The organism is Enterobacter cloacae complex sp. IR53041 (assembly GCF_049238285.1).
In the GTDB taxonomy this organism is placed as follows: Bacteria; Pseudomonadota; Gammaproteobacteria; order Enterobacterales; family Enterobacteriaceae; genus Enterobacter; species Enterobacter roggenkampii.
In genome coordinates this window covers 1-24459 of record NZ_JBMKHB010000036.1, presented here as the reverse complement: position 1 = coordinate 24459, position 24459 = coordinate 1, and the positions used below count along the sequence as shown (strand labels likewise).

22 protein-coding genes are annotated in these 24459 nt (G+C 54.2%); 7 read left to right on the top strand and 15 right to left on the bottom strand.

Annotation, left to right across the window (positions count from 1 at the left end; translation table 11 throughout):
- Nucleotides 1–2 precede the first annotated feature (2 nt).
- The 12 genes from fabZ to rpsB form a co-directional block, all read right to left on the bottom strand.
- Complete coding sequence (gene fabZ, locus ACOTXF_RS20240) at nt 3–458, bottom strand: 3-hydroxyacyl-ACP dehydratase FabZ (protein ID WP_010426706.1); 456 nt, start codon at nt 456–458, stop codon at nt 3–5.
- A gap of 102 nt (nt 459–560) precedes the next feature.
- Nucleotides 561–1586 (bottom strand): UDP-3-O-(3-hydroxymyristoyl)glucosamine N-acyltransferase, encoded by a 1026-nt coding sequence (gene lpxD, locus ACOTXF_RS20235; RefSeq protein WP_008501901.1) that lies wholly within the window; start codon nt 1584–1586, stop codon nt 561–563.
- 3 nt (nt 1587–1589) lie between these two features.
- Entirely contained in the window at nt 1590–2084 is a 495-nt protein-coding gene (gene skp / locus ACOTXF_RS20230; RefSeq protein ID WP_008501902.1) for a molecular chaperone Skp, read from the bottom strand.
- A 122-nt stretch (nt 2085–2206) separates the two neighbouring features.
- Nucleotides 2207–4624, bottom strand: coding sequence for an outer membrane protein assembly factor BamA (gene bamA, locus ACOTXF_RS20225; protein WP_047746674.1), 2418 nt, complete (start codon nt 4622–4624; stop codon nt 2207–2209).
- 31 nt (nt 4625–4655) lie between these two features.
- Nucleotides 4656–6008: a sigma E protease regulator RseP gene (gene rseP / locus ACOTXF_RS20220; RefSeq protein WP_008501905.1), complete on the bottom strand. Its 1353-nt coding sequence runs from the start codon at nt 6006–6008 to the stop codon at nt 4656–4658.
- 11 nt (nt 6009–6019) lie between these two features.
- On the bottom strand, nt 6020–6877 hold the full coding sequence (gene cdsA, locus ACOTXF_RS20215; RefSeq protein WP_008501906.1) for a phosphatidate cytidylyltransferase: 858 nt from the start codon (nt 6875–6877) through the stop codon (nt 6020–6022).
- A 12-nt stretch (nt 6878–6889) separates the two neighbouring features.
- The gene (ispU, locus tag ACOTXF_RS20210) at nt 6890–7648 is read right to left on the bottom strand and encodes a (2E,6E)-farnesyl-diphosphate-specific ditrans,polycis-undecaprenyl-diphosphate synthase (protein WP_021240487.1); all 759 of its coding nucleotides are present in this window, start codon (nt 7646–7648) and stop codon (nt 6890–6892) included.
- A gap of 186 nt (nt 7649–7834) precedes the next feature.
- Nucleotides 7835–9034: a 1-deoxy-D-xylulose-5-phosphate reductoisomerase gene (gene ispC / locus ACOTXF_RS20205; RefSeq protein WP_048961825.1), complete on the bottom strand. Its 1200-nt coding sequence runs from the start codon at nt 9032–9034 to the stop codon at nt 7835–7837.
- A gap of 93 nt (nt 9035–9127) precedes the next feature.
- Nucleotides 9128–9685: a ribosome recycling factor gene (gene frr / locus ACOTXF_RS20200; RefSeq protein ID WP_008501909.1), complete on the bottom strand. Its 558-nt coding sequence runs from the start codon at nt 9683–9685 to the stop codon at nt 9128–9130.
- Nucleotides 9686–9852: 167 nt separating this feature from the next.
- Complete coding sequence (pyrH, locus tag ACOTXF_RS20195; RefSeq protein WP_008501910.1) at nt 9853–10578, bottom strand: UMP kinase; 726 nt, start codon at nt 10576–10578, stop codon at nt 9853–9855.
- 150 nt (nt 10579–10728) lie between these two features.
- Nucleotides 10729–11580, bottom strand: coding sequence for a translation elongation factor Ts (tsf, locus tag ACOTXF_RS20190; RefSeq protein WP_014830708.1), 852 nt, complete (start codon nt 11578–11580; stop codon nt 10729–10731).
- Between the two features lie 117 nt (nt 11581–11697).
- Nucleotides 11698–12423, bottom strand: a complete 726-nt coding sequence (rpsB, locus tag ACOTXF_RS20185; protein ID WP_013095653.1) for a 30S ribosomal protein S2 — start codon at nt 12421–12423, stop codon at nt 11698–11700.
- Between the two features lie 321 nt (nt 12424–12744).
- Between rpsB and map the strand changes: the two genes are divergently transcribed.
- The 4 genes from map to ACOTXF_RS20165 all read left to right on the top strand — a co-directional run bounded on the left by map (nt 12745) and on the right by ACOTXF_RS20165 (nt 17636).
- On the top strand, nt 12745–13539 hold the full coding sequence (gene map, locus ACOTXF_RS20180; RefSeq protein WP_232927247.1) for a type I methionyl aminopeptidase: 795 nt from the start codon (nt 12745–12747) through the stop codon (nt 13537–13539).
- A 63-nt stretch (nt 13540–13602) separates the two neighbouring features.
- Nucleotides 13603–16278 (top strand): bifunctional uridylyltransferase/uridylyl-removing protein GlnD, encoded by a 2676-nt coding sequence (glnD, locus tag ACOTXF_RS20175; RefSeq protein ID WP_232927248.1) that lies wholly within the window; start codon nt 13603–13605, stop codon nt 16276–16278.
- A gap of 32 nt (nt 16279–16310) precedes the next feature.
- On the top strand, nt 16311–17135 hold the full coding sequence (dapD, locus tag ACOTXF_RS20170) for a 2,3,4,5-tetrahydropyridine-2,6-dicarboxylate N-succinyltransferase (RefSeq protein ID WP_008501915.1): 825 nt from the start codon (nt 16311–16313) through the stop codon (nt 17133–17135).
- Nucleotides 17136–17246: 111 nt separating this feature from the next.
- Nucleotides 17247–17636 carry a DUF3461 family protein gene (locus tag ACOTXF_RS20165; protein WP_008501916.1) on the top strand — a complete coding sequence of 130 codons (390 nt, stop codon included), beginning with the start codon at nt 17247–17249 and terminating at the stop codon, nt 17634–17636.
- An 89-nt stretch (nt 17637–17725) separates the two neighbouring features.
- Here the strand turns inward: ACOTXF_RS20165 and cdaR are convergent, their stop codons facing one another.
- From cdaR to dgt, 3 genes are all read right to left on the bottom strand, one after another.
- Entirely contained in the window at nt 17726–18883 is a 1158-nt protein-coding gene (cdaR, locus tag ACOTXF_RS20160) for a DNA-binding transcriptional regulator CdaR (RefSeq protein WP_008501917.1), read from the bottom strand.
- 147 nt (nt 18884–19030) lie between these two features.
- Nucleotides 19031–20467, bottom strand: a complete 1437-nt coding sequence (degP, locus tag ACOTXF_RS20155) for a serine endoprotease DegP (RefSeq protein WP_008501918.1) — start codon at nt 20465–20467, stop codon at nt 19031–19033.
- 130 nt (nt 20468–20597) lie between these two features.
- Complete coding sequence (gene dgt, locus ACOTXF_RS20150; RefSeq protein WP_008501919.1) at nt 20598–22112, bottom strand: dGTPase; 1515 nt, start codon at nt 22110–22112, stop codon at nt 20598–20600.
- A gap of 82 nt (nt 22113–22194) precedes the next feature.
- Here dgt and mtnN point away from each other — a divergent pair, with 82 nt between their 5' ends.
- From mtnN to ACOTXF_RS20135, 3 genes are read left to right on the top strand one after another with little or no spacing between them, the layout of a single operon-like run.
- Nucleotides 22195–22893, top strand: coding sequence for a 5'-methylthioadenosine/S-adenosylhomocysteine nucleosidase (gene mtnN / locus ACOTXF_RS20145; protein WP_048961823.1), 699 nt, complete (start codon nt 22195–22197; stop codon nt 22891–22893).
- The gene (gene btuF / locus ACOTXF_RS20140) at nt 22886–23686 is read left to right on the top strand and encodes a vitamin B12 ABC transporter substrate-binding protein BtuF (RefSeq protein ID WP_045415360.1); all 801 of its coding nucleotides are present in this window, start codon (nt 22886–22888) and stop codon (nt 23684–23686) included. Before mtnN ends, btuF begins: the two co-directional genes overlap by 8 nt.
- Before the next feature lie 27 nt (nt 23687–23713).
- The gene (locus tag ACOTXF_RS20135) at nt 23714–24337 is read left to right on the top strand and encodes a TRIC cation channel family protein (protein ID WP_008501922.1); all 624 of its coding nucleotides are present in this window, start codon (nt 23714–23716) and stop codon (nt 24335–24337) included.
- Nucleotides 24338–24459 lie beyond the last annotated feature (122 nt).

Sequence of the window (24459 nt, the reverse complement as noted above, 5' to 3'; positions counted from 1 at the left end):
TATCAGGACTCCCGGCTACGAGCACACATCATCGTCGCTTCGCAAACAACTTTACCGTCAACCAGCGCTACGCCTTTGAAGCGAGTCAGGCCACGACGCGTTTTTTCAAAAGTGACTTCCATGATCATCTGATCACCAGGCACGACAGGACGCTTAAAGCGCGCTTCGTCAATACCCGCGAAGTAATACAGCTCACCGGGTTCCAGTTTACCGACGCTTTTAAACGCCAGAATACCGGTAGCCTGAGCCATCGCTTCCAGAATCAACACACCCGGGAAGATAGGTTTACCAGGGAAGTGCCCCTGGAAGAACGGCTCATTCACGGAAACATTTTTCACTGCGCGCAGAAAACGACCTTCTTCAAAATCCAGCACACGGTCTACCAGCAGAAACGGGTAGCGGTGCGGCAGAAGTTCTAAAATCTCTTCAATATGCAGAGTATGAGTGTCAGTAGTCAAAATACTCTTCCTGTCAAAATGTACTGATAACAATAATAACACGGCCTGCCGGTTTATTAGAAAGCCGACAGGCCGGGAAAAATAGCGTTAAACGGATGACGCTTAGTCTTGTTGATCGATCTTGCGCTCAAGGGACTTGAGGCGCTTGCTCATATCATCAATGTTCATCACCAGAGCTGCTGTTTTACGCCATACCTTGTTGGGCTGGAGCGGAATGCCGGAGGAATAGACGCCAGGTTCAGTGATAGGACGCATTACCATGCCCATTCCCGTCACGGTCACCTTGTCGCAGATTTCCATATGGCCATTAATCACGCTCGCACCGCCAATCATGCAATAACGGCCAATTTTCAGGCTGCCCGCCATGATGACGCCACCCGCAACCGCGGTATTGTCGCCAATCACAACGTTATGCGCAATCTGGCACTGGTTATCGATGATAACACCATTGCCAATGATCGTGTCGTCAAGCGCGCCACGGTCAATGGTGGTACAGGCGCCGATCTCCACGCGATCGCCAATAATAACGCGACCAAGCTGCGGGATCTTAACCCAGTTACCGCGATCGTTAGCGTAACCAAAGCCATCAGAACCAATCACGGTGCTGGACTGGACGAGGCAGTTTTCGCCAATTTCAACGTCATGGTATACGGACACATTCGCCCATAAACGGGTCCCGGCGCCGATTTTCGTATTTTTCCCAACGAAGCAGCCCGGGCCAATGACGACGTTATCGCCCAGCTCGACGCCGGATTCGATAACCGCATTCGCACCAACGGCGACGTTGTTACCCAGCCTGGCCGTCTCATCAATCGCTGCGCTGGCAGCAATGTTCTGGGCCGGTTGCGGCGTGGTATCAAGAATTTGAGCCATGCGGGCATACGTCAGGTAGGGGTTTTTCACTACCAGCGCGCTTACAGTGGCAAATGGAAGATCGTCCTGCGTCAGAACAACAGCTGACGCCTGGCATTGAGCCAGTTGCTCACGGTACTTAGGGCTTACCATGAAGGTAATCGTGCCAGCTTTAGCAGATTGCATGGACGCAACAGCGGTGATGACGATATCGCCATCACCGTGTAATTCTGCATCCAACTGCTGAGCTAAATCAGCCAGTCGAATTGAAGGCATTACTTATTTAACCTGTTTCAGAACGTCAGCAGTGATGTCTTTAACATCTTTGCTGTTGAAAGCGACGGCGTTCGCATCAACAACCAGATCGATGCTCTGATCGGCAGCCACTGCTTTAACAGCGGTCTGAATGCGAGTCACCAGCTTGCCGCGTTCTTCGTTAGAACGACGCTGACGATCCTGCTCGAAAGCCTGCGCTTTCTGGGAGAACGCCTGGCGCTGAGCCATTACGTCTTTTTCCAGCTTGCTGCGGTCGCTTGCCTTCATGGTAGAACCATCACGCTGCAGACGCTGCATTTTGGACTGAAGATCGTTTTCCATACCCTGCAGTTCGCTTGCACGGCCTTTGAATTCGTTTTCCAGAGTCGCAGAAACACCTGTTTTCTGTGCAACCTGCTGGAACAAATTACCCATGTTGACGATTGCAATTTTGTCTGCTGCCTGAGCAGAAGTTGCCATCGCTAAACCGAGACCTGCAGCTAATAACCACTTTTTCACAATTAACTCCTTACCATCCCATTGGCACCAGAAGGTACCGTTCTTTGCGTGGCAAGGCGACCGTATTACCGATCGCCAGTTGTCAGCGCTACACTGCCAACGCATTCCTTTGCAGCGGATTATTACCAGGTTTTACCAATGTTAAACTGGAATTGCTCCGCTTTGTCTCCATCATATTTCTTAAACGGCTGGGCGTAAGAGAAGACCAACGGCCCCAGCGGTGACATCCATTGTAATGCGATACCGGCAGACATGCGAATATTGCTCGGATCGCTGTAGTCCGGAACCCCCGCCGCACGCATCTGGGCAGTGTTCTCCCAGTTGGTATCCCACACCGTACCCGCATCCCAGAAGAAGGATGTACGGACGGAGTTCGCATATTTATCACTAATAAACGGCGTTGGCGTGATGAACTCCAGGCTCGCCACGGCCATGGCGTTACCGCCTACAGCATCATCAGAGCTACATACATCTTTTGGATCTCGGCTTTCGCAGTTGTCTTTGTCGTTTCCGCCGTAGTAAACCGCTTTCGGACCAATGTTGTTAGACTGGAAGCCACGCACGGTGCTTGAACCACCGGCATAGAAGTTCTCATAGAACGGCATCTCTTTGCCGCCTAAACCATCACCATAACCCCAACGGGTACGACCCAGAACCACCCACTTGTGATCGTCATCGATCGGGAAGTAGGACGCAGTATCGAGCGTCACCTTATAGAACTCGTTATCGGAACCCGGGACGGTAACTTTACCGTTCAGGTTGACGCGAGAACCTTCCGTTGGGAAGTAACCACGGTCGAGACGGTTATAGGTCCAGCCGTAGTTGAAGGTGAAGTCATCTGCAGCGAAACCGTTGTTATCGCTGTTTTTGCTCGCCGACTGGCCAATAGAGTCCAGGTAACGCCACATGGCCACCTGCGGTTGCATATTGGACAGGTCGTTATGCACGTAACCTAAGCCCGCTCGCAGGGTGTTGTATTCGTTAATCGGGAAGCCAAGCGTTCCGTCCACACCGTAACTCTTGTTGGTGTAGGAGGACAGATCCGCATCGTCGGCTTTAAAGTCGTTGTAGAAGATACGACCGCCCAGGCTCACACCGTCAACGGTGAAGTATGGGTTCGTTACAGAGAACTCAGAGTAGGTCTGGTAGTCGTTTTTGGTACCGTTAATTCCGACAGAGTAACCCGTACCCAGCCAGTTATCCTGCTGCACGCCAACCTGGAAGCTGACGCCGCTTTCAGTACCGTAGCCCACACCGAAGTTAAAGCTACCGGTGTTACGCTCTTTCACTTTATAAACGACATCAACCTGATCCGGGCTACCCGGTACGCGCTGGGTATCAGTATCAACCGTTTCAAAATAGCCCAGACGGTTCAGACGCTCTTTACCCTGATCAACGAGATCGCTACCTAACCATGCGCCTTCCATCTGACGCATTTCGCGACGCAGAACGGAGTCTTTGGAGGTGTCGTTACCGACGAAGCGGATCTTACGCACGTAGAAACGGTTACCCGCGTCAACATTCACGTGCAGCTTAACGGTTTTATCCGCGTCATTGATTTCCGGCTGAGTCTGTACGCGCGGATAGGCATAACCATAGCGGCCGAGCAGCTTCTTAATGCTGTCTTCCATTTTGGTGACTTTGGATCCGCTATAGAGATCGCCGGGCTGAATTTTGGTCAGCGATTCGATTTCAGCAGAATGCCCCGCCAGGTTACCACTCACCTCAACACCCGAAAGCTTGTACTGATCGCCTTCCGTGATGTTGATCGTAATGTAGATGCCTTTCTTGTCCGGCGTCAGGCTCACCTGCGTCGAGTCGATGTTGAAACGCGCGTAACCACGATCCAGATAGTAGCTGCGCAGGGTTTCAAGGTCGCCCGCCAGTTTCTGTTTCTGGTATTTGCGATCGCCCACCACGTTCCACCACGGCACTTCATCGCGCAGCTGGAAGGTGGAGATCAGTTCGTCGGTGCTGAACGCGTGGTTACCCACAATGTTGATCTGCTGGATCTTCGCAGAGACACCTTCCTGGAAGACCAGCTTCAGGTCAACACGGTTACGCGGCAGCGGAGTCACAACCGCTTTCACGCTGGCGCTGTATTTACCGACGCTGTAGTAGAAATCTTCCAGACCTTTTTCAATGTCTGAAAGGGTTGTGCGGTCCAGAGACTCACCCACACGAACACCGGATGCTTCAAGGTTTTGCTTGAGCATGTCATCTTTCACCGACTTGTTACCGGAGAAAGTGATACTGGCGATCGTTGGACGTTCTTTTACCTGTACCAGCAGGGTATCACCATCACGCAGGACGCGGACATCCTCGAAGTTGCCGGTGGCAAACAGAGCACGGATGGTATTACTGATATCATCATCATTAACCGTATCGCCGGGGCGCACAGGCATACTGAGGAGGGCCGCACCAACGGCGACACGCTGAAGGCCTTCGAAATGAATGTCTTTCACTACGAACCCGTCAGCACCGTATACGGTGGCGCTGCTAAACAGCAGCGACGCTATGAGCAACTTTTTCATCGCCATCGTTATTATGCGTTCTTCCTAACTAACTCTCTTACAACCGAGAGAAATCATTGAAAAGTGCAAGCCCCATTAACAGCACCAGCAAAATCGAGCCAATGCGATAACTAAAGTCTTGAACTCGCTCGGATACCGGCCCGCCTTTTAGCTTTTCAATCGCTAAAAACAGCAGATGACCCCCGTCTAAAACGGGAAGCGGGAACAGGTTGATTATCCCAAGGTTCACGCTAATGAGCGCGAGGAACATGAGATAGTAAATCACCCCGAATTCCGCTGACATCCCAGCCCCCTGGGCAATCGAAATTGGCCCACTGAGGTTGTTCAGTTTCACATCACCGGTTATCAATTTCCCCAACATGTTGACCGTCAGCTTCATCAGTTGCCATGTTTTATCCGTGGCTTCAAGGATGGCGCTGAACGGCCCATACTGGCGTATTGTCTTGTACTCATCTGGCAGCGGGATCACTTTTGGCACAACGCCTGCAAACCCTTCTGCCTTCTTGCCGACCGACTTCGTATCCGGGATCAGCGTCAGCGAAAGCGGACTGCCCTGCCTTTCAACTTCCAGCGCGAGAGACGTACCCGGATTATCGCGCACCAGAGTAACAAAGGTCATCCACTCTGTTAATGGTTGACCATCGACTTTAACGATCCTGTCGCCTGCTTGCAAACCCGCTTTGCTCGCCGCCGAGTTTGCCTGTACTTCGGCTAATACCGGCTCGATCTGCGCGCCGCGCGGACGAATGCCCAGCGCAGCGACGGGATCCTCTTTGTCTGGCTCGAAACGCCATTGACGTAAATCGAGCACTTTGTCCTGACGGGCGTCTGACCCAAATGGCGATACGCTGATGGTGGTCTGCGGATCGCCAATTTTAGCAACCAGCTGCAGTCGCACGGCATCCCAATCAGGGGTTTCGATGCCATCAATCGCTTTAAGTTCCATCCCGGATGTAATTTGCGCACTCGCCGCGATGGAGTTGGGGGCAATGTCACCTACTACCGGACGCACGCCAGGGACGCCGATGATAAACACCAGCCAGTAAGCGAAAATTGCAAAGATGAAGTTGGCTACCGGTCCGGCAGCGATGATGGCGGCGCGTTGTCCAACGGTTTTATTGTTGAATGCGCTGTGTCGCAGTTCAGGCGCGACAGGCTCGACGCGTTCGTCGAGCATTTTGACGTAGCCACCCAGCGGGATAAGGGCGATGACAAATTGCGTACCGTGGCGGTCGGTGCGCGTCCAGAGTGATTTACCAAAACCGATGGAAAATCGCTCTACGCGCACGCCACAGCGGCGAGCAACCCAGAAATGGCCAAATTCATGCACGGTAATCAGTACACCCAGTGCAACTATGAACGCCGCCAGATTCCAGAGAATGCTCAGCATAAAACCTTCCGTTAAATCGTCCCGAATACCAGTAAAAGCAAACATGCAAACACTGGAACAGCCGCTGTCAGGCTATCAATGCGATCCAGTATACCGCCATGCCCTGGAATCAGGTGTCCACTGTCCTTAATCCCTGCTTCACGCTTGAACATACTTTCGGTTAAATCACCGAGCACGGAGGCAAGCGCAGCAAAAATCGAGCACACCAGCAGTATTGATGGTGCCACTTCAAGATTCGCCCAGACGCCGTAGCCCCAGGAGATGATCGCGGCCGTAAACAAACCGCCGATAAATCCTTGCCAGGTTTTGCCCGGAGAAACCTTCGGTGCCAGCTTATGTTTGCCAAACAGTTTACCAAACATATAGGCCCCGGAGTCAGCCCCCCAGACGAGAATCATCACATAAAGCAGCCAGATCGCACCGCTGTAGTGGTTTTCGTCGTAGTGCCAGGCGCGCAGCGCAACCATACCCCAGAAAAAAGGAATAATGGTGAGCAAACCAAAAATCAGTCGCAGCACTTTTGAATGACGCCACAACGCCGCGGAGCCGGGATAAAACAGCACCAGCAACAGCGCGGCAACCCACCAGGCCAACGATATCCACAAGGAACCAGCCACCAGAGGCTGATGAATATCATGATGATATTCAGGCAACGTGAACAGCATTACGGCCAGAATAAAGCCACAAAGTACCGCAAGCCATACTCGCTGCGTACGCGAGGTAAAGCCGCTAAACTGTCCCCATTCCCACGCGGCGAGCATGCACACCACCAGCGTAACAATAGCGAATCCCACCGGGGGCAGTAAAAACAGCGCCGCAATGACAATGGGTATTAATACAAAAGCGGAAATCAGGCGATACTTCAGCAAAAGCTACCCCCATCAGGCGTTGTCGCCACCAGGCTCGGTGCCGCCGAAACGACGCTCTCGATTGGCAAAGGCATGCAGCGCACCTTCAAAGTCTTGTTCATCAAAATCGGGCCAAAGAACATCTGTAAAGTAAAGTTCGGCATAGGCAATTTGCCATATCAAAAAGTTACTTATGCGATGCTCCCCCCCTGTCCTAATTACCAAATCCACAGGTGCCAGTTCATTCATGCAGATTTGCTTGCTCAGCGCCTCTTCATCAATTTGGTCAGGTCTCAACAGCCCTTCCTGAACCTGTTCGGCGAGATGCCGAACGCCCTGGATAATATCCCAGCGTCCGCCGTAATTCGCCGCAATATTCAGCGTCAGACCGGTGTTGTTTTCCGTCAGCGCTTCTGCTTTACGAATCCGTTCCTGCAAACGTGAGTTAAAACGACTGGTATCGCCAATGATACGCAGGCGGACGTTGTGGCGGTGCAGGCTTTTTACTTCGCTGTCTAGCGCCCACACGAACAGTTCCATCAACGCAGTCACTTCCTGCAGTGGTCGATTCCAGTTTTCACTGCTAAAAGCATAGAGCGTTAACGCATCAATGCCGTTATTGGCGGCAAAAGAAACGGCGCGGCGAACGGATTTCGCCCCAGCTTTATGCCCAAAGGCTCGTATCTTCCCTTGTCTTTTCGCCCAGCGGCCATTGCCATCCATAATGATTGCTACATGACGGCAGCCATGAGCTGGCAAGTTTTCGCTTATTGGTTGATTCGCAGACAACATAACGCGTTTTTTGTCCCTGAAAAGGATTTAACGGTACTCAGGAATACTGAAGCCGATACATAAAAAAGCCGTGTCAAACCACGGCTCACCTGACCACATAAAGTCAAATACCTGCGATCAGGTGGCGCAGACTATATCACTGAAGCCCAACGCTAACAAATAGCACGACGACTAGTGGTTGCTTTATCACCAGCTTGCGAGACGTGTCACCTGTTGGCGCGCAATATTACGCGCAGCTGCATCCACCGCCAGCACCTCTTCCACGCTCTGTGGTTCGCGCAAATCCATCATCTCCAGTACCGATAAATTTAACGCCGCAATATCGGTAAAACGAATTTGCTGATTCAGAAATGCTTCAACGGTAATTTCATTGGCTGCATTCAGTGCCGTTGTCGCCGCCTGCCCCTGGTCAAAGGCCGTCATTGCAAGCTTCAGACAAGGGTAACGGTCATAGTCTGGTTCACTGAACGTCAGGGAACTTAGCTTGCAGAAATCAAGCGGCTTCACGCCGGACTTCACTCGATTCGGCCACGCCATGGAATGGGCAATCGGCGTACGCATATCAGGTTCGCCCAACTGCGCCAGCACGCTGCCATCCTGATAACGCACCATCGAATGAATCACCGATTGCGGGTGAATCAGAACTTCCATCTGTTTCGCTGACGCATTAAACAGCCAGCGCGCTTCAATGTATTCCAGACCTTTGTTCATCATGGTGGCAGAGTCAACGGAGATTTTACGCCCCATCGACCAGTTCGGATGACGGCACGCCTGATCCGGCGTCATCGCACGCAGTTCAGACAGTGGCGTTTCACGGAACGGGCCACCAGACCCGGTAAGCAGAATCGACACGACGCCATTCTGCTCCAGGTCAGCGTACCCCAGGTTCTGTTGAAAAGGTTGCGGTAAACTCTGAAAAATCGCGTTGTGCTCGCTATCGACCGGCAAAAGACGCGCCCCATGCTGCTTCACCGCCTCCATGAACAGGCGTCCGCAGGTGACCAGGGACTCTTTATTGGCCAGCAGAACGTCCTTACCGGCATCAATTGCGGCAAGCGTCGGCAATAATCCTGCCGCCCCGACGATGGCCGCCATCACCTGATCCACCTCATCCAGCGACGCCATTTCGCAGGCGGCCTGTTGGCCACTCAGCACCTCGGTTCGGCTACCCTTCTCAAGCAGCTGTGCTTTCAGCAGGCGCGCGCTCTCTTCGTCATCCATCACCACATAGCGAGGCGTAAACTCCAGGCACTGCTCAACCATTCGCTGCACATTCTTACCGGCCACCAGCGCTGTCACGGTGTAAAGCTCAGGATTATGGCGAACAACGTCGAGAGTACTGCAACCGATAGAGCCGGTTGAGCCGAGGAGTGTTAAATGCTTCATGGGATGCCCGAAAAGTTAGACCAGATAAAAGCAAAACGCCGCCAGCAAGACCCAAAGTCTCTCTGAACGGCGTTTATCAGTGTACGACAAAAATCAGAACTGCATCAGTTCCGCTTCTTTATCTGCCAGCGCCGCATCAATTTTCTTGATCGCAGCGTCAGTCATTTTCTGAATGTCGTCCTGGGAACGACGATCGTCATCTTCACTGATCTCTTTTTCTTTCAGCAGCGCTTTGACTTTATCGTTCGCGTCGCGACGGACGTTACGTACGGAGACACGACCCTGCTCAGCTTCGCCACGCACCACTTTGATCAGGTCTTTACGACGCTCTTCGGTCAGCGGTGGCAGCGGAACGCGGATGTCAGCACCCGCAGAGCTTGGGTTCAGACCGAGGTCAGACGCCATGATCGCTTTCTCAACTGCCGGGCCCATAGAACGATCGAATACGTTGATTTTCAGCGTACGGGTATCTTCTACCGTCACGCTTGCCAGCTGACGCAGAGGGGTTGGCGTACCGTAGTACTCTACGATGATGCCATCCAGCAGGCTTGGGGAAGCACGGCCAGTACGGATTTTGCTGATTTGGGTTTTGAACGCTTCTACGCATTTTTCCATGCGTACTTCAGCATCTTTTCTGATGTCGTTAATCACGTTACGAATCCTTGAAAACTTGTCTCAGGCAGACTATCCGCCAGCACAGCGCTACAGGTGTGCTAAGTATAGTCGCGTTTAATTCATGACAACGCCAAAGGCGCGCCCGGGTAAGATACCACTACAAAATAAAGCGGAATCTTACCTGTATTTATCGTCAACGGAAATTATTCCGTGATCAAAGTGCCTTCTTTTTCGCCCATGACCACGCGACGCAATGCGCCTGGCTTGTTCATGTTGAAGACGCGGATCGGCAGTTTGTGGTCGCGAGCCAGCGTAAAGGCGGCAAGATCCATCACTTTCAGCTCTTTATCCAGCACTTCGCTATAGCTCAGCTGATCGTACATGGTCGCAGAAGGATCTTTTGCCGGGTCGGCAGTAAACACGCCATCGACTTTAGTCGCTTTTAGCACCACATCAGCTTCGATCTCGATACCGCGCAGGCAGGCAGCGGAATCGGTTGTAAAGAACGGGTTACCCGTACCGGCGGAGAGGATCACCACGCGGTTATTGCGCAGCAGGCTGATGGCTTCTGCCCAGCTGTAATTATCGCATACGCCATTCAGGGGGATTGCGGACATCAGGCGAGCGTTAACATAGGCGCGATGGAGCGCATCACGCATCGCCAGGCCATTCATGACGGTTGCCAGCATACCCATGTGGTCGCCCACAACGCGGTTCATCCCCGCTTTCGCCAGACCAGCACCACGGAAAAGGTTGCCACCGCCAATGACCACGCCAACCTGGATACCCAGTTCGACCAGTTCTTTGATTTCCTGTGCCATGCGATCAAGGATGCTTGCGTCAATACCGAAGCCTTCCGATCCCTGCAGCGCTTCGCCACTCAGCTTAAGCAGAATGCGTTTGTACACGGGTTTTGCATTGGTAGCCATGTTTCTTTCCTGAGACTGTCAACGATTAAGATGGGGGTTAATTCTGGCGACATGATATGCCGCAAATCAGTACAGCGATACTGGAGCCTGTCTGATTTCCTGTGACGGGTGACAAAAAGAAGCCGCCCTCAGGCGGCTCCTTTTCAATCATTAAGACTGCTTGGACATTGCAGCAACTTCTGCTGCGAAGTCAGTCTCAACTTTCTCGATGCCTTCGCCCACTTCGAAGCGGATGAAGCCAGTTACGTCAGCGTTGTGCTCTTTCAGCAGCTGAGCAACAGACTTGCTTGGATCCATAACGAATGGCTGGCCAGTCAGAGAAACTTCGCCGGTGAATTTCTTCATGCGGCCTTCAACCATTTTCTCTGCGATTTCTTTTGGTTTACCAGACTGCATCGCGATGTCCAGCTGAACCTGGTACTCTTTTTCTACGACTTCAGCAGACACGTCTTCTGGCTTAACGAATTCTGGCTTGCTTGCAGCGATGTGCATAGCCAGCTGTTTAACCAGCTCTTCGTCAGCGCCTTTAGCCGCAACCAGAACACCGATACGTGCACCGTGCTGGTAAGAGCCCAGAACGTCGCCTTCCAGAGAAGCAACGCGACGGATGTTGATGTTCTCACCGATTTTAGCAACCAGCGCAACACGTTCTTCTTCGAACTGTGCTTTCAGAACTTCAACGTCAGTGATTTTGCCAGCAACAGCTGCGTCCAGAACTTTGTTAGCAAATGCCTGGAAACCACCATCTTTAGCAACGAAGTCAGTCTGGCAGTTAACTTCCAGAATGATGCCGTAGGTGCCGTCGATTTTAGTGATGATCACGCCGTCAGCAGCAACGTTGCCTGCTTTTTTAGCTGCTTTGATCGCACCGGATTTACGCATGTTTTCGATTGCCAGCTCGATGTCGCCGTTCGCTTCAGTCAGCGCTTTTTTGCAATCCATCATGCCTGCGCCAGTACGCTCGCGCAGCTCTTTTACCAGGGATGCGGTAATTTCAGCCATTCTTAAATCCTCGGGAGATGTGAACTGCCCGGCCGGGGGCCAAACAGTGTAAATTGAAAAAAGGGGCCGGTAATGGGCCCCTATTCATACACGGTACTAATAAGGGGTAAAACCTTATTATTCAGCTTCTACGAAGCTTTCTTCCGCCTGAGAAGCCAGATCCTGGGAACGGCCTTCACGAACGGTAGCAGCTACAGCGCTCAGGTACAGGCTAACAGCACGGATTGCGTCGTCGTTACCCGGGATAACGAAGTCAACACCGTCCGGATCGGAGTTGGTATCAACGATAGCGAATACCGGGATACCCAGGTTGTTAGCTTCTTTGATTGCGATGTGCTCGTGGTCTGCATCGATTACGAACAGCGCGTCTGGCAGGCCGCCCATATCTTTGATACCGCCCAGGCTGTTTTCCAGCTTGTCCAGTTCACGAGTGCGCATCAGCGCTTCTTTCTTAGTCAGCTTGTCGAAAGTACCGTCCTGAGACTGGGTTTCCAGATCTTTCAGGCGCTTGATGGACTGACGAACAGTTTTCCAGTTGGTCAGCATGCCGCCCAACCAGCGATGGTTCACGAAGAACTGGTCGCAGCTGTTAGCAGCATCTTTCACAGCTTCGCTTGCAGCGCGCTTAGTACCAACGAACAGAATCTTACCTTTACGGGAAGCGATCTTGTTCAGCTCAGCCAGGGCTTCGTTGAACATTGGTACAGTTTTCTCAAGGTTGATGATGTGAACTTTGTTACGTGCGCCGAAGATGAAAGGCTTCATTTTCGGGTTCCAGTAACGGGTCTGGTGACCAAAGTGAACACCAGCCTTGAGCATGTCGCGCATGGAAACAGTTGCCATGTTTAAAACCTCTATATTGAAAGTTGGGGTTATGCCTCCACGTATCCCATATTACCGACCCCGAAGGGCACCCCGGAATATGTGCCGATACGTGTGTGTTGTTACACAAAGTGAGATTTGTCGCTCCCGTCCAGCCTGTGTATCTGAGATGGATCGGAAGTCCGGCGCGCTTTATACCACAAAACACGACCAGAAACCAACAGTTGTTGGCGGAGTGTGCTGTTAATGATTCTCAATTTGGCACGAAGCGTGCCTGACTGATACCATTGACGACACTTAGACTAGTATTGTCGAAAAAATCGACACCGATGGACAGATTACATGGCTATCTCTATTAAGACACTTGAAGAAATTGAAAAGATGCGCATCGCCGGTCGGCTGGCCGCGGAAGTGCTGGAAATGATCGAGCCGTTCGTGAAGCCGGGCGTCAGCACCGGTGAACTGGACCGCATCTGTAACGACTATATCGTGAACGAGCAGCACGCGGTTTCCGCCTGCCTCGGCTACCACGGTTTCCCGAAATCCGTCTGCATCTCTATTAATGAAGTGGTGTGTCACGGTATTCCGGACGATGAAAAACTGCTGAAAGACGGCGACATCGTTAACATCGACGTGACCGTCATTAAAGACGAGTACCACGGTGACACCTCAAAAATGTTCATCGTTGGCAAGCCAACCATTCTTGGCGAGCGTCTGTGCAAAGTTACCCAGGACAGCCTCTACCTGGCGCTGAAAATGGTGAAGCCGGGTATTCGCCTGCGCACCATCGGTGCGGCAATCCAGAAGTTTGTGGAAGCGGAAGGGTTCTCCGTGGTGCGCGAGTACTGCGGTCACGGCATCGGTCGCGTCTTCCACGAAGAGCCGCAGGTGCTGCACTATGATGCTGATGACGGCGGCGTGGTGCTGCAAAAAGGTATGACCTTTACCATTGAGCCAATGGTCAACGCGGGTGACTACCGCATCCGTACCATGAAAGACGGCTGGACGGTGAAAACCAAAGACAGAAGCTTGTCTGCGCAGTACGAGCATACTATTGTGGTAACTGACAACGGCTGCGAAATTATGACGTTGCGCAAGGATGACACCATCCCGGCGATACTGACGCACGACGAATGATAAAAAAGCCGGCAAATGCCGGCTTTTTTAATGGCTATAGCTTTTTCTTATGGGTGGCGCACGATGAGTAATCTTTTACCCGAACAGTATGCTAACACAGCCCTTCCCACCCTCCCCGACCAGCCCGATAACCCGGGCGTCTGGCCGCAGCACGAGCTGACCTGTCCCGGCATCAAGGCGCACATGGACGTCTTTCACCGCTGGCTGGGCAGCGCATTTGATGCGGGCATATCAGCAGAACAGCTGATTGAGGCGCGCACCGAATTTATCGACCAGCTGCTGCAGCGCCTGTGGATCGATTACGGGTTTGGGCAAATCAGCGATGTTGCGCTGGTTGCCGTCGGGGGCTATGGCCGCGGTGAGCTGCATCCGCTTTCCGATATCGATCTCCTGATCTTAAGCCGCAAAAAGCTGCCGGACGAGCAGGCGCAAAAAATCGGCGAGCTGCTGACCCTGCTCTGGGACGTAAAACTGGAAGTCGGCCACAGCGTGCGTACCCTGGAAGAGTGTCTGCTGGAGGGACTATCGGACCTGACCGTCGCCACCAACCTGATTGAAACTCGCCTGCTGATTGGCGACGTCGCGCTGTTCCTGGAGCTGCAAAAACACATCTTCAGCGATGGCTTCTGGCCGTCAGAAAAGTTCTTCGCCGCGAAGGTCGAGGAGCAAAACCAGCGCCACCAGCGCTACCACGGCACCAGCTATAACCTTGAGCCCGATATTAAAAGCAGCCCCGGCGGCCTGCGCGACATCCACACGTTACAGTGGGTCGCCCGTCGCCATTTTGGCGCCACCTCGCTGGACGAGATGGTTGGCTTCGGCTTTTTAACCGAGGCGGAGCGTAACGAGCTTAACGAGTGTCTGCACCTGCTCTGGCGCATCCGCTTTGCCCTGCATCTGGAAGTCACCCGCTACGATAACCGTCTGCTGTTTGACCGCCAGCTCAGCGTGGCGCAGCGCCTGAATTACCAGGGGGAAGGTAACGAGCCGGTTGAGCAGATGATGAAGGATTTCTTCCGCGTCACCCGCCGGGTCACCGAGCTGAACCAGATGCTGTTGCAGCTGTTCGACGAGGCCATTCTGGCCCTGACGGCCGACGAAAAGCCGCGCCCGATTGATGACGAATTCCAGCTGCGCGGCACGCTTATCGATCTGGGCGACGAAACGCTGTTCATCCGCGAGCCGGAAGCGATTCTGCGGATGTTCTATACCATGGTGCGCAACAGCACCATCACCGGGATCTACTCCACCACCCTGCGCCATCTGCGCCACGCGCGCCGCCATCTGACGCAGCCGCTATGCTATATCCCGGAAGCACGCTCGCTGTTCCTGAGCATGCTCCGCCACCCGGGTGCCGTCAGCCGCGGTCTGCTGCCTATGCACCGTCACAGCGTGCTGTGGGCCTATATGCCGCAGTGGTCTCACATCGTCGGGCAGATGCAGTTCGATCTGTTCCACGCCTACACGGTGGATGAACACACGATCCGCGTGATGCTCAAGCTGGAAAGCTTCGCGAAAGAAGAGACGCGCTCCCGCCACCCGCTGTGCGTCGAGCTGTGGCCGCGTCTGACCCATCCGGAGCTGATCCTGATTGCCGCCCTGTTCCACGACATCGCCAAAGGCCGCGGCGGCGATCACTCGGTGCTCGGCGCGCAGGACGTGCTGAAATTTGCCGAGCTGCACGGCCTCAACTCGCGTGAAACGCAGCTGGTGGCCTGGCTGGTGCGCCATCACCTGCTGATGTCGGTCACCGCCCAGCGTCGGGACATTCAGGATCCGGAAGTCATTAAGCAGTTCGCGGAAGAGGTTCAGACGGAAAACCGCCTGCGCTATCTGGTCTGCCTGACGGTCGCCGATATCTGCGCCACCAACGAGACCCTGTGGAACAGCTGGAAGCAGAGCCTGCTGCGCGAGCTGTACTTCGCTACGGAGAAACAGCTGCGTCGCGGGATGCAGAACACGCCGGACATGCGCGAGCGCGTGCGTCACCACCAGCTTCAGGCGCTGGCGCTGCTGCGGATGGATAACATTGATGAAGAGGCGCTACATCAGATTTGGGCCCGCTGCCGCGCCAACTATTTTGTCCGCCACAGCCCAAACCAGCTGGCGTGGCACGCGCGGCATCTGCTCAAGCACGATCTGTCCCAGCCGATGATCCTGCTAAGCCCGCAGGCCACGCGCGGCGGAACGGAGATTTTCATCTGGAGCCCGGACCGCCCTTATCTGTTTGCTGCCGTCTGCGCCGAGCTGGACAGACGTAACCTGAGCGTGCATGACGCGCAGATTTTCACCACCCGCGACGGTATGGCCATGGACACCTTTATCGTGCTGGAGCCGGACGGCAGCCCGCTGTCGTCGGACAGGCATGAAGGGATACGTTTTGGTCTGGAGCAGGCGATTACCCAGCGCAGCTGGCAGCCCCCGCAGCCGCGTCGCCAGCCGGCAAAATTGCGCCACTTTACCGTGGATACCGAGGTCAATTTCCTGCCGACCCACACCGATCGTAAATCGTTCCTGGAGCTGATCGCGCTCGACCAGCCAGGGCTGCTCGCCCGCGTCGGCCAGGTTTTTGCCGATCTGGGAATTTCGCTTCATGGGGCCCGAATTACAACGATTGGCGAGCGAGTAGAAGATTTATTTATAATCGCCACCGCCGACCGGCGTGCCCTTAATAATGACCTGCAGCTTGAAGTGCAACAACGGTTGACAGCAGCCCTCAATCCAAACGATAAAGGGTGATATGTTTTTTAGTGAAATGGAAAGAGTAAACAATGCAGCAGTTACAGAACGTTATTGAGTCCGCTTTTGAGCGTCGCGCCGAGATTACCCCGGCAAATGTGGATACCGTGACCCGTGAAGCGGTAAACCAGGTGATTTCCCTGCTGGATTCCGGCGCACTGCGCGTGGCAGAAAAAATCGACGGTCAGTGGGTCACTCATCAATGGCTGAAGAAAGCCGTGCTGCTCTCTTTCCGCATCAACGATAACCAGGTTATCGACGGAGCAGAAAGCCGCTACTTCGATAAAGTGCCAATGAAGTTCGCTGACTACGACGAAGCGCGTTTCCAGAAAGAAGGTTTCCGCGTGGTGCCGCCTGCGGCGGTGCGTCAGGGTGCCTTCATCGCACGCAACACCGTGCTGATGCCATCCTACGTGAACATCGGTGCCTACGTTGATGAAGGCACCATGGTGGATACGTGGGCAACGGTTGGTTCCTGCGCACAGATCGGGAAAAACGTTCACCTGTCCGGCGGCGTGGGCATCGGCGGTGTTCTGGAGCCACTGCAGGCTAACCCAACCATCATCGAAGATAACTGCTTCATCGGCGCGCGTTCAGAAGTGGTGGAAGGCGTGATCGTGGAAGAAGGTTCCGTGATCTCCATGGGCGTTTACATCGGCCAGAGCACCCGTATTTACGACCGTGAAACCGGTGAAGTGCATTACGGTCGCGTTCCGGCGGGCTCCGTGGTGGTTTCCGGCAACCTGCCGTCAAAAGATGGCAAATACAGCCTGTACTGTGCGGTTATCGTGAAGAAAGTGGATGCGAAAACGCGCGGTAAAGTGGGCATCAACGAATTGCTGCGCACCATCGATTAATCGGGTATAACAAAAAGCGGGGGCAACCCCGCTTTTTTTATATCTGAGGGTGGCGAAAATAGATTTTTTCGTTAATTATTCAAAGGTTATGTTGAGATCAAGGGTACCGCTATGTACGATAATCTGAAAAGTCTGGGCATTACCAATCCTGATGAAATTGATCGTTACAGCCTCCGCCAGGAAGCCAATAACGATATTTTGAAAATCTATTTTCACAAGGACAAAGGAGAGTTTTTCGCCAAAAGCGTGAAGTTTAAATACCCACGCCAGCGTAAGACCGTTGTTGCTGACGGTGTAGGACAGGGATACAAAGAAGTACAGGAAATCAGCCCTAACCTGCGCTATGTGATCGATGAACTCGATCAGATCTGCCAGCGCGACCGCACCGAAGTCGATCTCAAGCGCAAGATCCTTGACGACCTGCGTCACCTTGAAAGCGTTGTTACCAATAAGATCAGCGAGATTGAAGCGGATCTTGAGAAATTAACCCGCAACAAATAAGCCGTTTTATTGCCCGGTGGCGCTTCGCTTACCGGGCCTACGAACGCATGTAGGCCGGGTAAGGCGAAGCCGCCACCCGGCAAACAGCATCATCTCTGTTCATCCAACTGCAGCGCCACATACAGCAGCAGCCTGTCGTCGAAATTTCCCAGATCTAACCCCGTCAGCTCTGAAATTCGGTTTAACCGATACTCCAGGGTATTGCGGTGAATAAACAGCGCTTTTGACGTCGCCAGCGGCTGCACGTTATGACGGAACCACGCCTGCAGCGTCCGGCGCAGCAGGCCGTTGTTATCCATGGCTTTCAGACGCGCTAATGGCCGCGCCAGCTCATTGGCCTGCCAGCCACCGCGCAGGCTGTCGAGCAGCACCGGCAGCATCAGGTCCTGATAGAAATAGCTGCGGCTTTCCGGCATTCGCTGCTTACCCACCATCATGGTGGTGCGCGCGGTTCGCCAGGAGCGGGCGATACTGCCCGGACCGGTAAAATAGTTGCCCAGCGCAACGCGAAAACGCAGCTGACCATTCTCTTTCATACGGGAAATTAACTGCTCCACGCGACGGCGATGATCGTCCGCATCCCAGCGGCCAAACGCATTGAGCGCCGGTTTGAGCACCACCATCTCCGTCAGAGAAACGATCGCCACCAGGTTATCGCGCTCCGGCGTCGCCAGTGCATTTTGCAGCTGCTGCAGCTCGGCCATCGCGCTGTCTACGCCCAGCTGGCCGCTGTCGACCTCAATGACCGCCACCACGCGCGGCTGATTCAGATCGATCCCCAGACGCTGCGCCCACTCGCTCAGCGCAGGGGTATGCTCTTCCGCCTGAATAAGGTTCATCACCAGCTCTTCGCGCAGTCGGCTGTCCTGAGCCAGCAGGTGCATCAGCCGCGACTGCTCCAGCATCATCTCCGCCGTCATGCAGACCAGCTCACCGTATTTTCGCAGTGACTCAGGCTCGCCGGTGAGGCCGATGACCCCCACAATCTCGCCTTCAAGGCGCAGCGGTAAATTGATGCCCTGACGGACGCCGTGCAGGTGTTTCGCTACCGCATCGTCTATATCAACCACGCGCCCCTGGGAGAGCACCAGCAGCGCGCCTTCGTGCAATTCCCCAATACGCTCGCGATCGCCACTGCCAATAATGCGCCCGCGGGCATCCATTACGTTGATATTGGTATCAATGATGCGCATGGTGCGCGCCACAATATCCTGCGCCATTTTGGTATCAAGATGCCAGCCAGCCATAGAACCCTCCCGTGAGCAGAGCTCAAGCATAGGGAAGTTCAGCGGTGCCCGCATTGTGCAGATGCACAAAGAGAGAGGAAGAAGTGTGGACTTGTGTGAAAGGTCACAGAAACGAGAAAAGCCCCTGCGAACAGGGGCTTCAGAGGATTACTGCATCAGCAGGTAAATAGAGGTGTCCCCACGCTGGATATTGAGCGCCAGCACGGAAGGCTTGCTGTCGAGAATTTTGCGCAGTTCCGCGATGTTTTTCACCGGCTGCTGGTTAGCGCCCATGATCACATCGCCTTTTTTCAGGCCAATACGGGCTGCCGGTGAATTCGCTTTCACGTTATTCACCACTACGCCTTTATCTGCGCCTTTGTTGCTCATCTCGGCACCTTCAATACCGCTGAAGATGGTGCTGGAGTCCACCTGATTCTGGCTGCTCTGCTGCAGCTCCAGGCTGACGTTAACCGCCTTGCCGTCGCGCAGCAGGCCGAGGGTGACTTTACTGCCAATCGGCATGGAACCCACTTCCGCACGCAGGGCAGCAAAGCTGCTGATCGGTTTACCGTTCAGGGAGGTGATCACATCCCCCGCTTTAATGCCCGCTTTCGCCGCAGAGGAGTTCGGCATCACCTGGCTGACGAATGCCCCGCGCTGGGCGTCAACTTTCATTGCCTTAGCCAGTTCGGAGTTCAGTTCCGTACCCAGGATACCCAGCTCACCGCGTTTCACCTGGCCATACTGCACCATCTGCGCGGTCAGGTTTTTCACCATGTTACTTGGGATAGCAAAGCCGATCCCGATGTTGCCGCCGTCCGGTGCCAGGATCGCGGTGTTGATACCGATCAGCTCGCCGTTCAGGTTGACCAGCGCACCGCCGGAGTTACCGCGGTTGATCGCTGCATCCGTCTGGATGAAGTTTTCATAGTTTTCAGCATTGAGGCCGCTACGGCCCAGTGCAGAGACGATACCCGAGGTCACGGTTTCACCCAGACCGAACGGGTTACCGATCGCCACGGTATAGTCACCCACGCGCAGCGCGTCGGAGTCGGCAATTTTAATCGCCGTCAGGTTTTTCGGATCCTGAATCTGGATCAGCGCGATGTCGGAGCGCGGATCTTTGCCGACCACTTTGGCGTCAAACTTACGGCCATCGCTCAGCTGAACCTTAATGCTGCTCGCGTTATCAACAACGTGGTTGTTGGTGACGACATAGCCTTTCGCTGCATCAATGATTACCCCCGAGCCAAGCGCCATGAATTTCTGTTGCTGGCCGCCGCCCTGGCTGTCATCCCCTGCGCCACCGCCCTGACAGAACGGAGAGCTCTGGAATGGCGAACCGTCCTGGCAGAACGGCGAGTTGTCGCCGAAGAACTGCTGGAAGTTACGCGGCATGCGCGGCGTATTGACGGTCGTGCTACCCTCAACGTTAATACTCACCACCGATGGCATCACTTTTTCGAGCATCGGTGCCAGGCTTGGCATCTGCTGCGCGGTTGCTGCCGACGACGCGGTCTCGGCTGCAGTAGCAGTCAGAGGAGACAGCGCTAAACCTAAACTCAGAGCCAGTGCACTCATTGCTAATGTGGTTTTTTTCATGTTTCTCAATCTCGATTTACAGGTAACGCAAAATTGCTGTGTAACTCAGATTCGTTTTATACCGCTTAGTTCCGGCGATAAGTTTATGGAAAAGGTAAAAATTTATTGGCCGTCTTTACAAAACTCCGGGTTATTCCACCGCCATCAGCTTGCGATATTCATCCCAGGCATACAAATCCGTCATGCCGCTGATATAGTCCTGGATAAGACGGCAGCGGTAATAATATTCCATCACTGGCCACTGCGGTGACTGGCGATCCAGCTTGCCAATCGCTTCGACATACGCCAGACGGTGTCGGGTAGAAAGTTTTTGATAAAGTCGTGATTCAATGGGAATACGGCGCACGCGCTCGTGTTCTACCAGCTCGCTGAATTCGTCGACCGACAGCTGGAGCAGCGGAGCATAAATTTCCAGTAACCCACTGATCACCCTATATCCCTGCAGCTCTAACTGTTCGACATCCGGATGGCTGAATACATGCCGCATCGCCACATGTTTATAAAGCTCGAGGAGCTGGCTGAAACTGCTGTCATCTTCCAGCAGGGCGTGGTTGAATTCCCCGCTGAAAATCAGCGGCAAATTATCAATAAAGCGTGACGCCGCGTACGGCACCAGCTTATTTAATGTATTGACCCGCAAATACATAAAGAACTGGTCTTCCGTACTGCGGCTTAATGTATTTGAGCGCGATTTTTCCCAGGCATTTTCGACAACCTGCGCAAACAGCGAGCCTTTTTCATGGGTGCCCCAGGCCGTATAAAGATGCTGATAAAGCTCCTCGACGCTGAAAATTCTTTTCTCAACGGCGTCTTCCAGATCGGCCACGCAATAGGAAATATCATCGGCGGCTTCCATAATCCAGGTCAATGGAAAACGGCCGTTTGGCGTCAATGAAAGTTCTTTACGTAACCGTTCAATATAAGCCTCTTCGGAAAGGTAATAGCCCGGTTTTTTCATTAAATAACTGTGGGACGCGGGCGTCTCCCCCATCCACCACGCGGGGCGCGTATATTTAAGAATGCAGCCGACCTGCGCCCAGGTCAGGTTCATACGCATCAGGGAATGCACCAGCCGGATCCCCTGCGCGTTACCCTCAAAGTGACAGAGGTCCTGGCGCACCTTGCGGCGCAGATCGTTCAGCCCCTCTTCACCTTCACGCAGGCGTAAATCGCGTACGATGCAGCGGTCGTCGCTCAGCGGCTGGCTTACCGCATCCGAAGGGTAAAGCCGTTGCTTAAACCAGTCATTGATAGCCGCCTCACCAAAGTGGCCGAAAGGCGGGTTGCCGATGTCATGCATCAGGCAGGCCATCTCAACGATGCTCTCAAAAGGCCCCGTCAGCTCATCCAGACCATAGGTTTCCAGTAAGCGCTGCTCTTTGAGACGGCTTAAAATCTCTTTGGCGATGTAGCGCCCGACCTGCTGCACCTCCATGGAGTGGGTTAAGCGCGTGCGCACCGCGGCGTTACGCTCCAGCGGAAAGACCTGGGTCTTTTGCTGCAGACGGCGGATGGCGGGCGAGTTAATGATCCGCCCGCGATCGCTTTCGAAGATACGCAGGATCTCATGTTCGCTCTTGTCGCCCTGCGGCGAACGGAAACGTCGGTGCCAGTTAATTTTGGTGCGAAAATCGATTGGTGACATGTGCTCCCCCGCGTGAGAATGCGTTTCCCCTTAACCGCATGATAGACTATGCATCTTAACAAGGCACATCGCGAGTAAATCTATGAAAATCGGCATTATTGGTGCAATGGAAGAAGAAGTTACGCTTCTGCGTGACAAAATTGAGAACCGTCAGACCTTCTCTCTGGGAGGTTGTGAGATCTATACCGGTCAGCTAAACGGTGTTGACGTGGCTCTGCTGAAATCAGGCATCGGTAAAGTCGCTGCGGCACTGGGCGCCACCCTGCTGCTTGAGCGCTGCAAGCCGGACGTGATCGTGAATACCGGCTCTGCGGGCGGCCTGGCGCCGACGCTGAAAGTGGGTGACATCGTTGTTTCCGACGAAGCGCGCTATCACGATGCGGACGTCACCGCGTTCGGCTACGAGTACGGCCAGCTTCCGGGCTGCCCGGCAGGGTTTAAAGCGGACGACAAACTGATTGCGGCGGCAGAGACCTGCATTGCGGAGCTCCACCTCAACGCGGTACGCGGTCTGATTGTCAGCGGTGATGCGTTCATCAACGGCTCCGTTGGCCTGGCGAAAATCCGTCATAACTTCCCTCAGGCGGTGGCCGTTGAGATGGAAGCGACCGCGATCGCGCACGTTTGCCATAATTTCAACGTACCGTTTGTAGTGGTTCGCGCCATCTCTGACGTGGCAGATCAGCAGTCCCACATCAGCTTCGACGAGTTCCTGACCGTTGCGGCAAAACAGTCCACCGTGATGGTGGAACGCCTGGTGCAGAACCTGGCACGTGGCTAAACATACCTTCAGGGCGCTGGCCGCCCTGCTTCTGCTCGCACCGGCGTGGCTTTTTGCCGCGCCGCGTGTGATTACCCTCTCTCCCGCCAATACCGAACTGGCGTTTGCCGCCGGGATCACGCCCGTTGGCGTGAGCAGCTTTTCGGATTATCCCCCACAGGCTGCGGGCATTGAACAGGTGGCAACCTGGCAAGGGATGAACCTTGAGCGCATCGTGGCGCTGAAACCGGATCTCGTGCTGGCCTGGCGCGGCGGAAACGCCGAGCGGCAGGTTAACCAGCTTACCTCCCTTGGCATCAAGATCATGTGGATTGATGCCGTCAGCATTGAGCAGGTCGCTCAGGCGCTACAGGCCCTGGCACCCTATAGCCCTACGCCCAAAAAAGCCGAGGCTGCAGCGAAACAGATGCTCAGCGACTATGCCGCGCTGAAATCCCGATACGATACCCCTGTTAAAAAGCGCATCTTCCTGCAGTTTGGCAGCCAGCCGCTGTTCACCACCGGTAAAGGGTCGATTCAGAATCAGGTACTGGAAGTCTGTGGCGGTGAAAACATCTTTGCAGCCAGCCGGGTACCGTGGCCTCAGGTAAGCCGTGAGCAGGTTCTGGCGCGCCAGCCACAGGCCATCGTGGTGGTCGGAAATGCGAGCGAAATTCCCAAAATCGAGCAATTCTGGCAAAAGCAGCTAAAAATACCGGTAATACCCCTCAACAGCGACTGGTTTGAACGCGCCAGCCCGCGTATTATCCTCGCCGCAAAACAGCTCTGTGCCGCGCTGGCAGAGAGTCACTAACATAAGACCCTTTTCGAGGATTTAACGATGCTCGTTTATTGGCTGGATATTCTTGGCACAGCCGTTTTTGCTATCTCCGGCGTCCTGCTCGCCGGAAAACTTCGCATGGATCCGTTTGGCGTGCTGGTGCTGGGCGTGGTGACCGCCGTGGGCGGCGGGACAATCCGCGATATGGCGCTGGCCAATGGCCCGGTGTTTTGGGTGAAAGATCCAACCGACCTGGTGGTCGCGATGGTCACCTGTCTGTTAACCATTGTGCTGGTTCGCCAGCCCCGTCGATTACCAAAATGGATATTGCCGGTACTGGATGCCGTCGGTCTGGCCGTGTTTGTCGGTATTGGCGTCAATAAGGCGTTTAATGCGGGCACCGGTCCGATGGTGGCGATCTGCATGGGCGTATTAACCGGCGTGGGCGGCGGGATCATTCGCGACATTCTGGCACGTGAGGTGCCGATGATCCTGCGTACTGAAATTTACGCAACGGCCTGTATTGCGGGCGGCATTGTCCACGCGACCGCGTATTACACCTTTGCCATTCCGCTGGAAAACGCCGCGATGCTGGGGATGATCGTGACGCTGGCGATACGTTTAGCGGCGATACGCTGGCACCTGAAGCTGCCGACGTTTGCGCTGGATGAAACTTCAAGATAGGCGTCGTTTATAAGCCCGGTGGCGCTTCTGTATGACCGGATACATAGGTGACAGATCAGACCGGGAACATAGGTAACACTTTTAGTCTATCCGCACCACACTCTGGGTTTTTCGGTCGTAGT

Excerpts from the sequence above, each read along its gene's own strand:
- lpxD (WP_008501901.1), bottom strand. The coding sequence starts at position 1,586 with ATGCCTTCAATTCGACTGGCTGATTTAGCTCAGCAGTTGGATGCAGAA.
- bamA (WP_047746674.1), bottom strand. The coding sequence starts at position 4,624 with ATGGCGATGAAAAAGTTGCTCATAGCGTCGCTGCTGTTTAGCAGCGCC.
- rseP (WP_008501905.1), bottom strand. The coding sequence starts at position 6,008 with ATGCTGAGCATTCTCTGGAATCTGGCGGCGTTCATAGTTGCACTGGGT.
- ispU (WP_021240487.1), bottom strand. The coding sequence starts at position 7,648 with ATGTTGTCTGCGAATCAACCAATAAGCGAAAACTTGCCAGCTCATGGC.
- ispC (WP_048961825.1), bottom strand. The coding sequence starts at position 9,034 with ATGAAGCATTTAACACTCCTCGGCTCAACCGGCTCTATCGGTTGCAGT.
- pyrH (WP_008501910.1), bottom strand. The coding sequence starts at position 10,578 with ATGGCTACCAATGCAAAACCCGTGTACAAACGCATTCTGCTTAAGCTG.
- tsf (WP_014830708.1), bottom strand. The coding sequence starts at position 11,580 with ATGGCTGAAATTACCGCATCCCTGGTAAAAGAGCTGCGCGAGCGTACT.
- rpsB (WP_013095653.1), bottom strand. The coding sequence starts at position 12,423 with ATGGCAACTGTTTCCATGCGCGACATGCTCAAGGCTGGTGTTCACTTT.
- map (WP_232927247.1), top strand. The coding sequence starts at position 12,745 with ATGGCTATCTCTATTAAGACACTTGAAGAAATTGAAAAGATGCGCATC.
- glnD (WP_232927248.1), top strand. The coding sequence starts at position 13,603 with ATGAGTAATCTTTTACCCGAACAGTATGCTAACACAGCCCTTCCCACC.
- dapD (WP_008501915.1), top strand. The coding sequence starts at position 16,311 with ATGCAGCAGTTACAGAACGTTATTGAGTCCGCTTTTGAGCGTCGCGCC.
- ACOTXF_RS20165 (WP_008501916.1), top strand. The coding sequence starts at position 17,247 with ATGTACGATAATCTGAAAAGTCTGGGCATTACCAATCCTGATGAAATT.
- cdaR (WP_008501917.1), bottom strand. The coding sequence starts at position 18,883 with ATGGCTGGCTGGCATCTTGATACCAAAATGGCGCAGGATATTGTGGCG.
- degP (WP_008501918.1), bottom strand. The coding sequence starts at position 20,467 with ATGAAAAAAACCACATTAGCAATGAGTGCACTGGCTCTGAGTTTAGGT.
- dgt (WP_008501919.1), bottom strand. The coding sequence starts at position 22,112 with ATGTCACCAATCGATTTTCGCACCAAAATTAACTGGCACCGACGTTTC.
- mtnN (WP_048961823.1), top strand. The coding sequence starts at position 22,195 with ATGAAAATCGGCATTATTGGTGCAATGGAAGAAGAAGTTACGCTTCTG.
- ACOTXF_RS20135 (WP_008501922.1), top strand. The coding sequence starts at position 23,714 with ATGCTCGTTTATTGGCTGGATATTCTTGGCACAGCCGTTTTTGCTATC.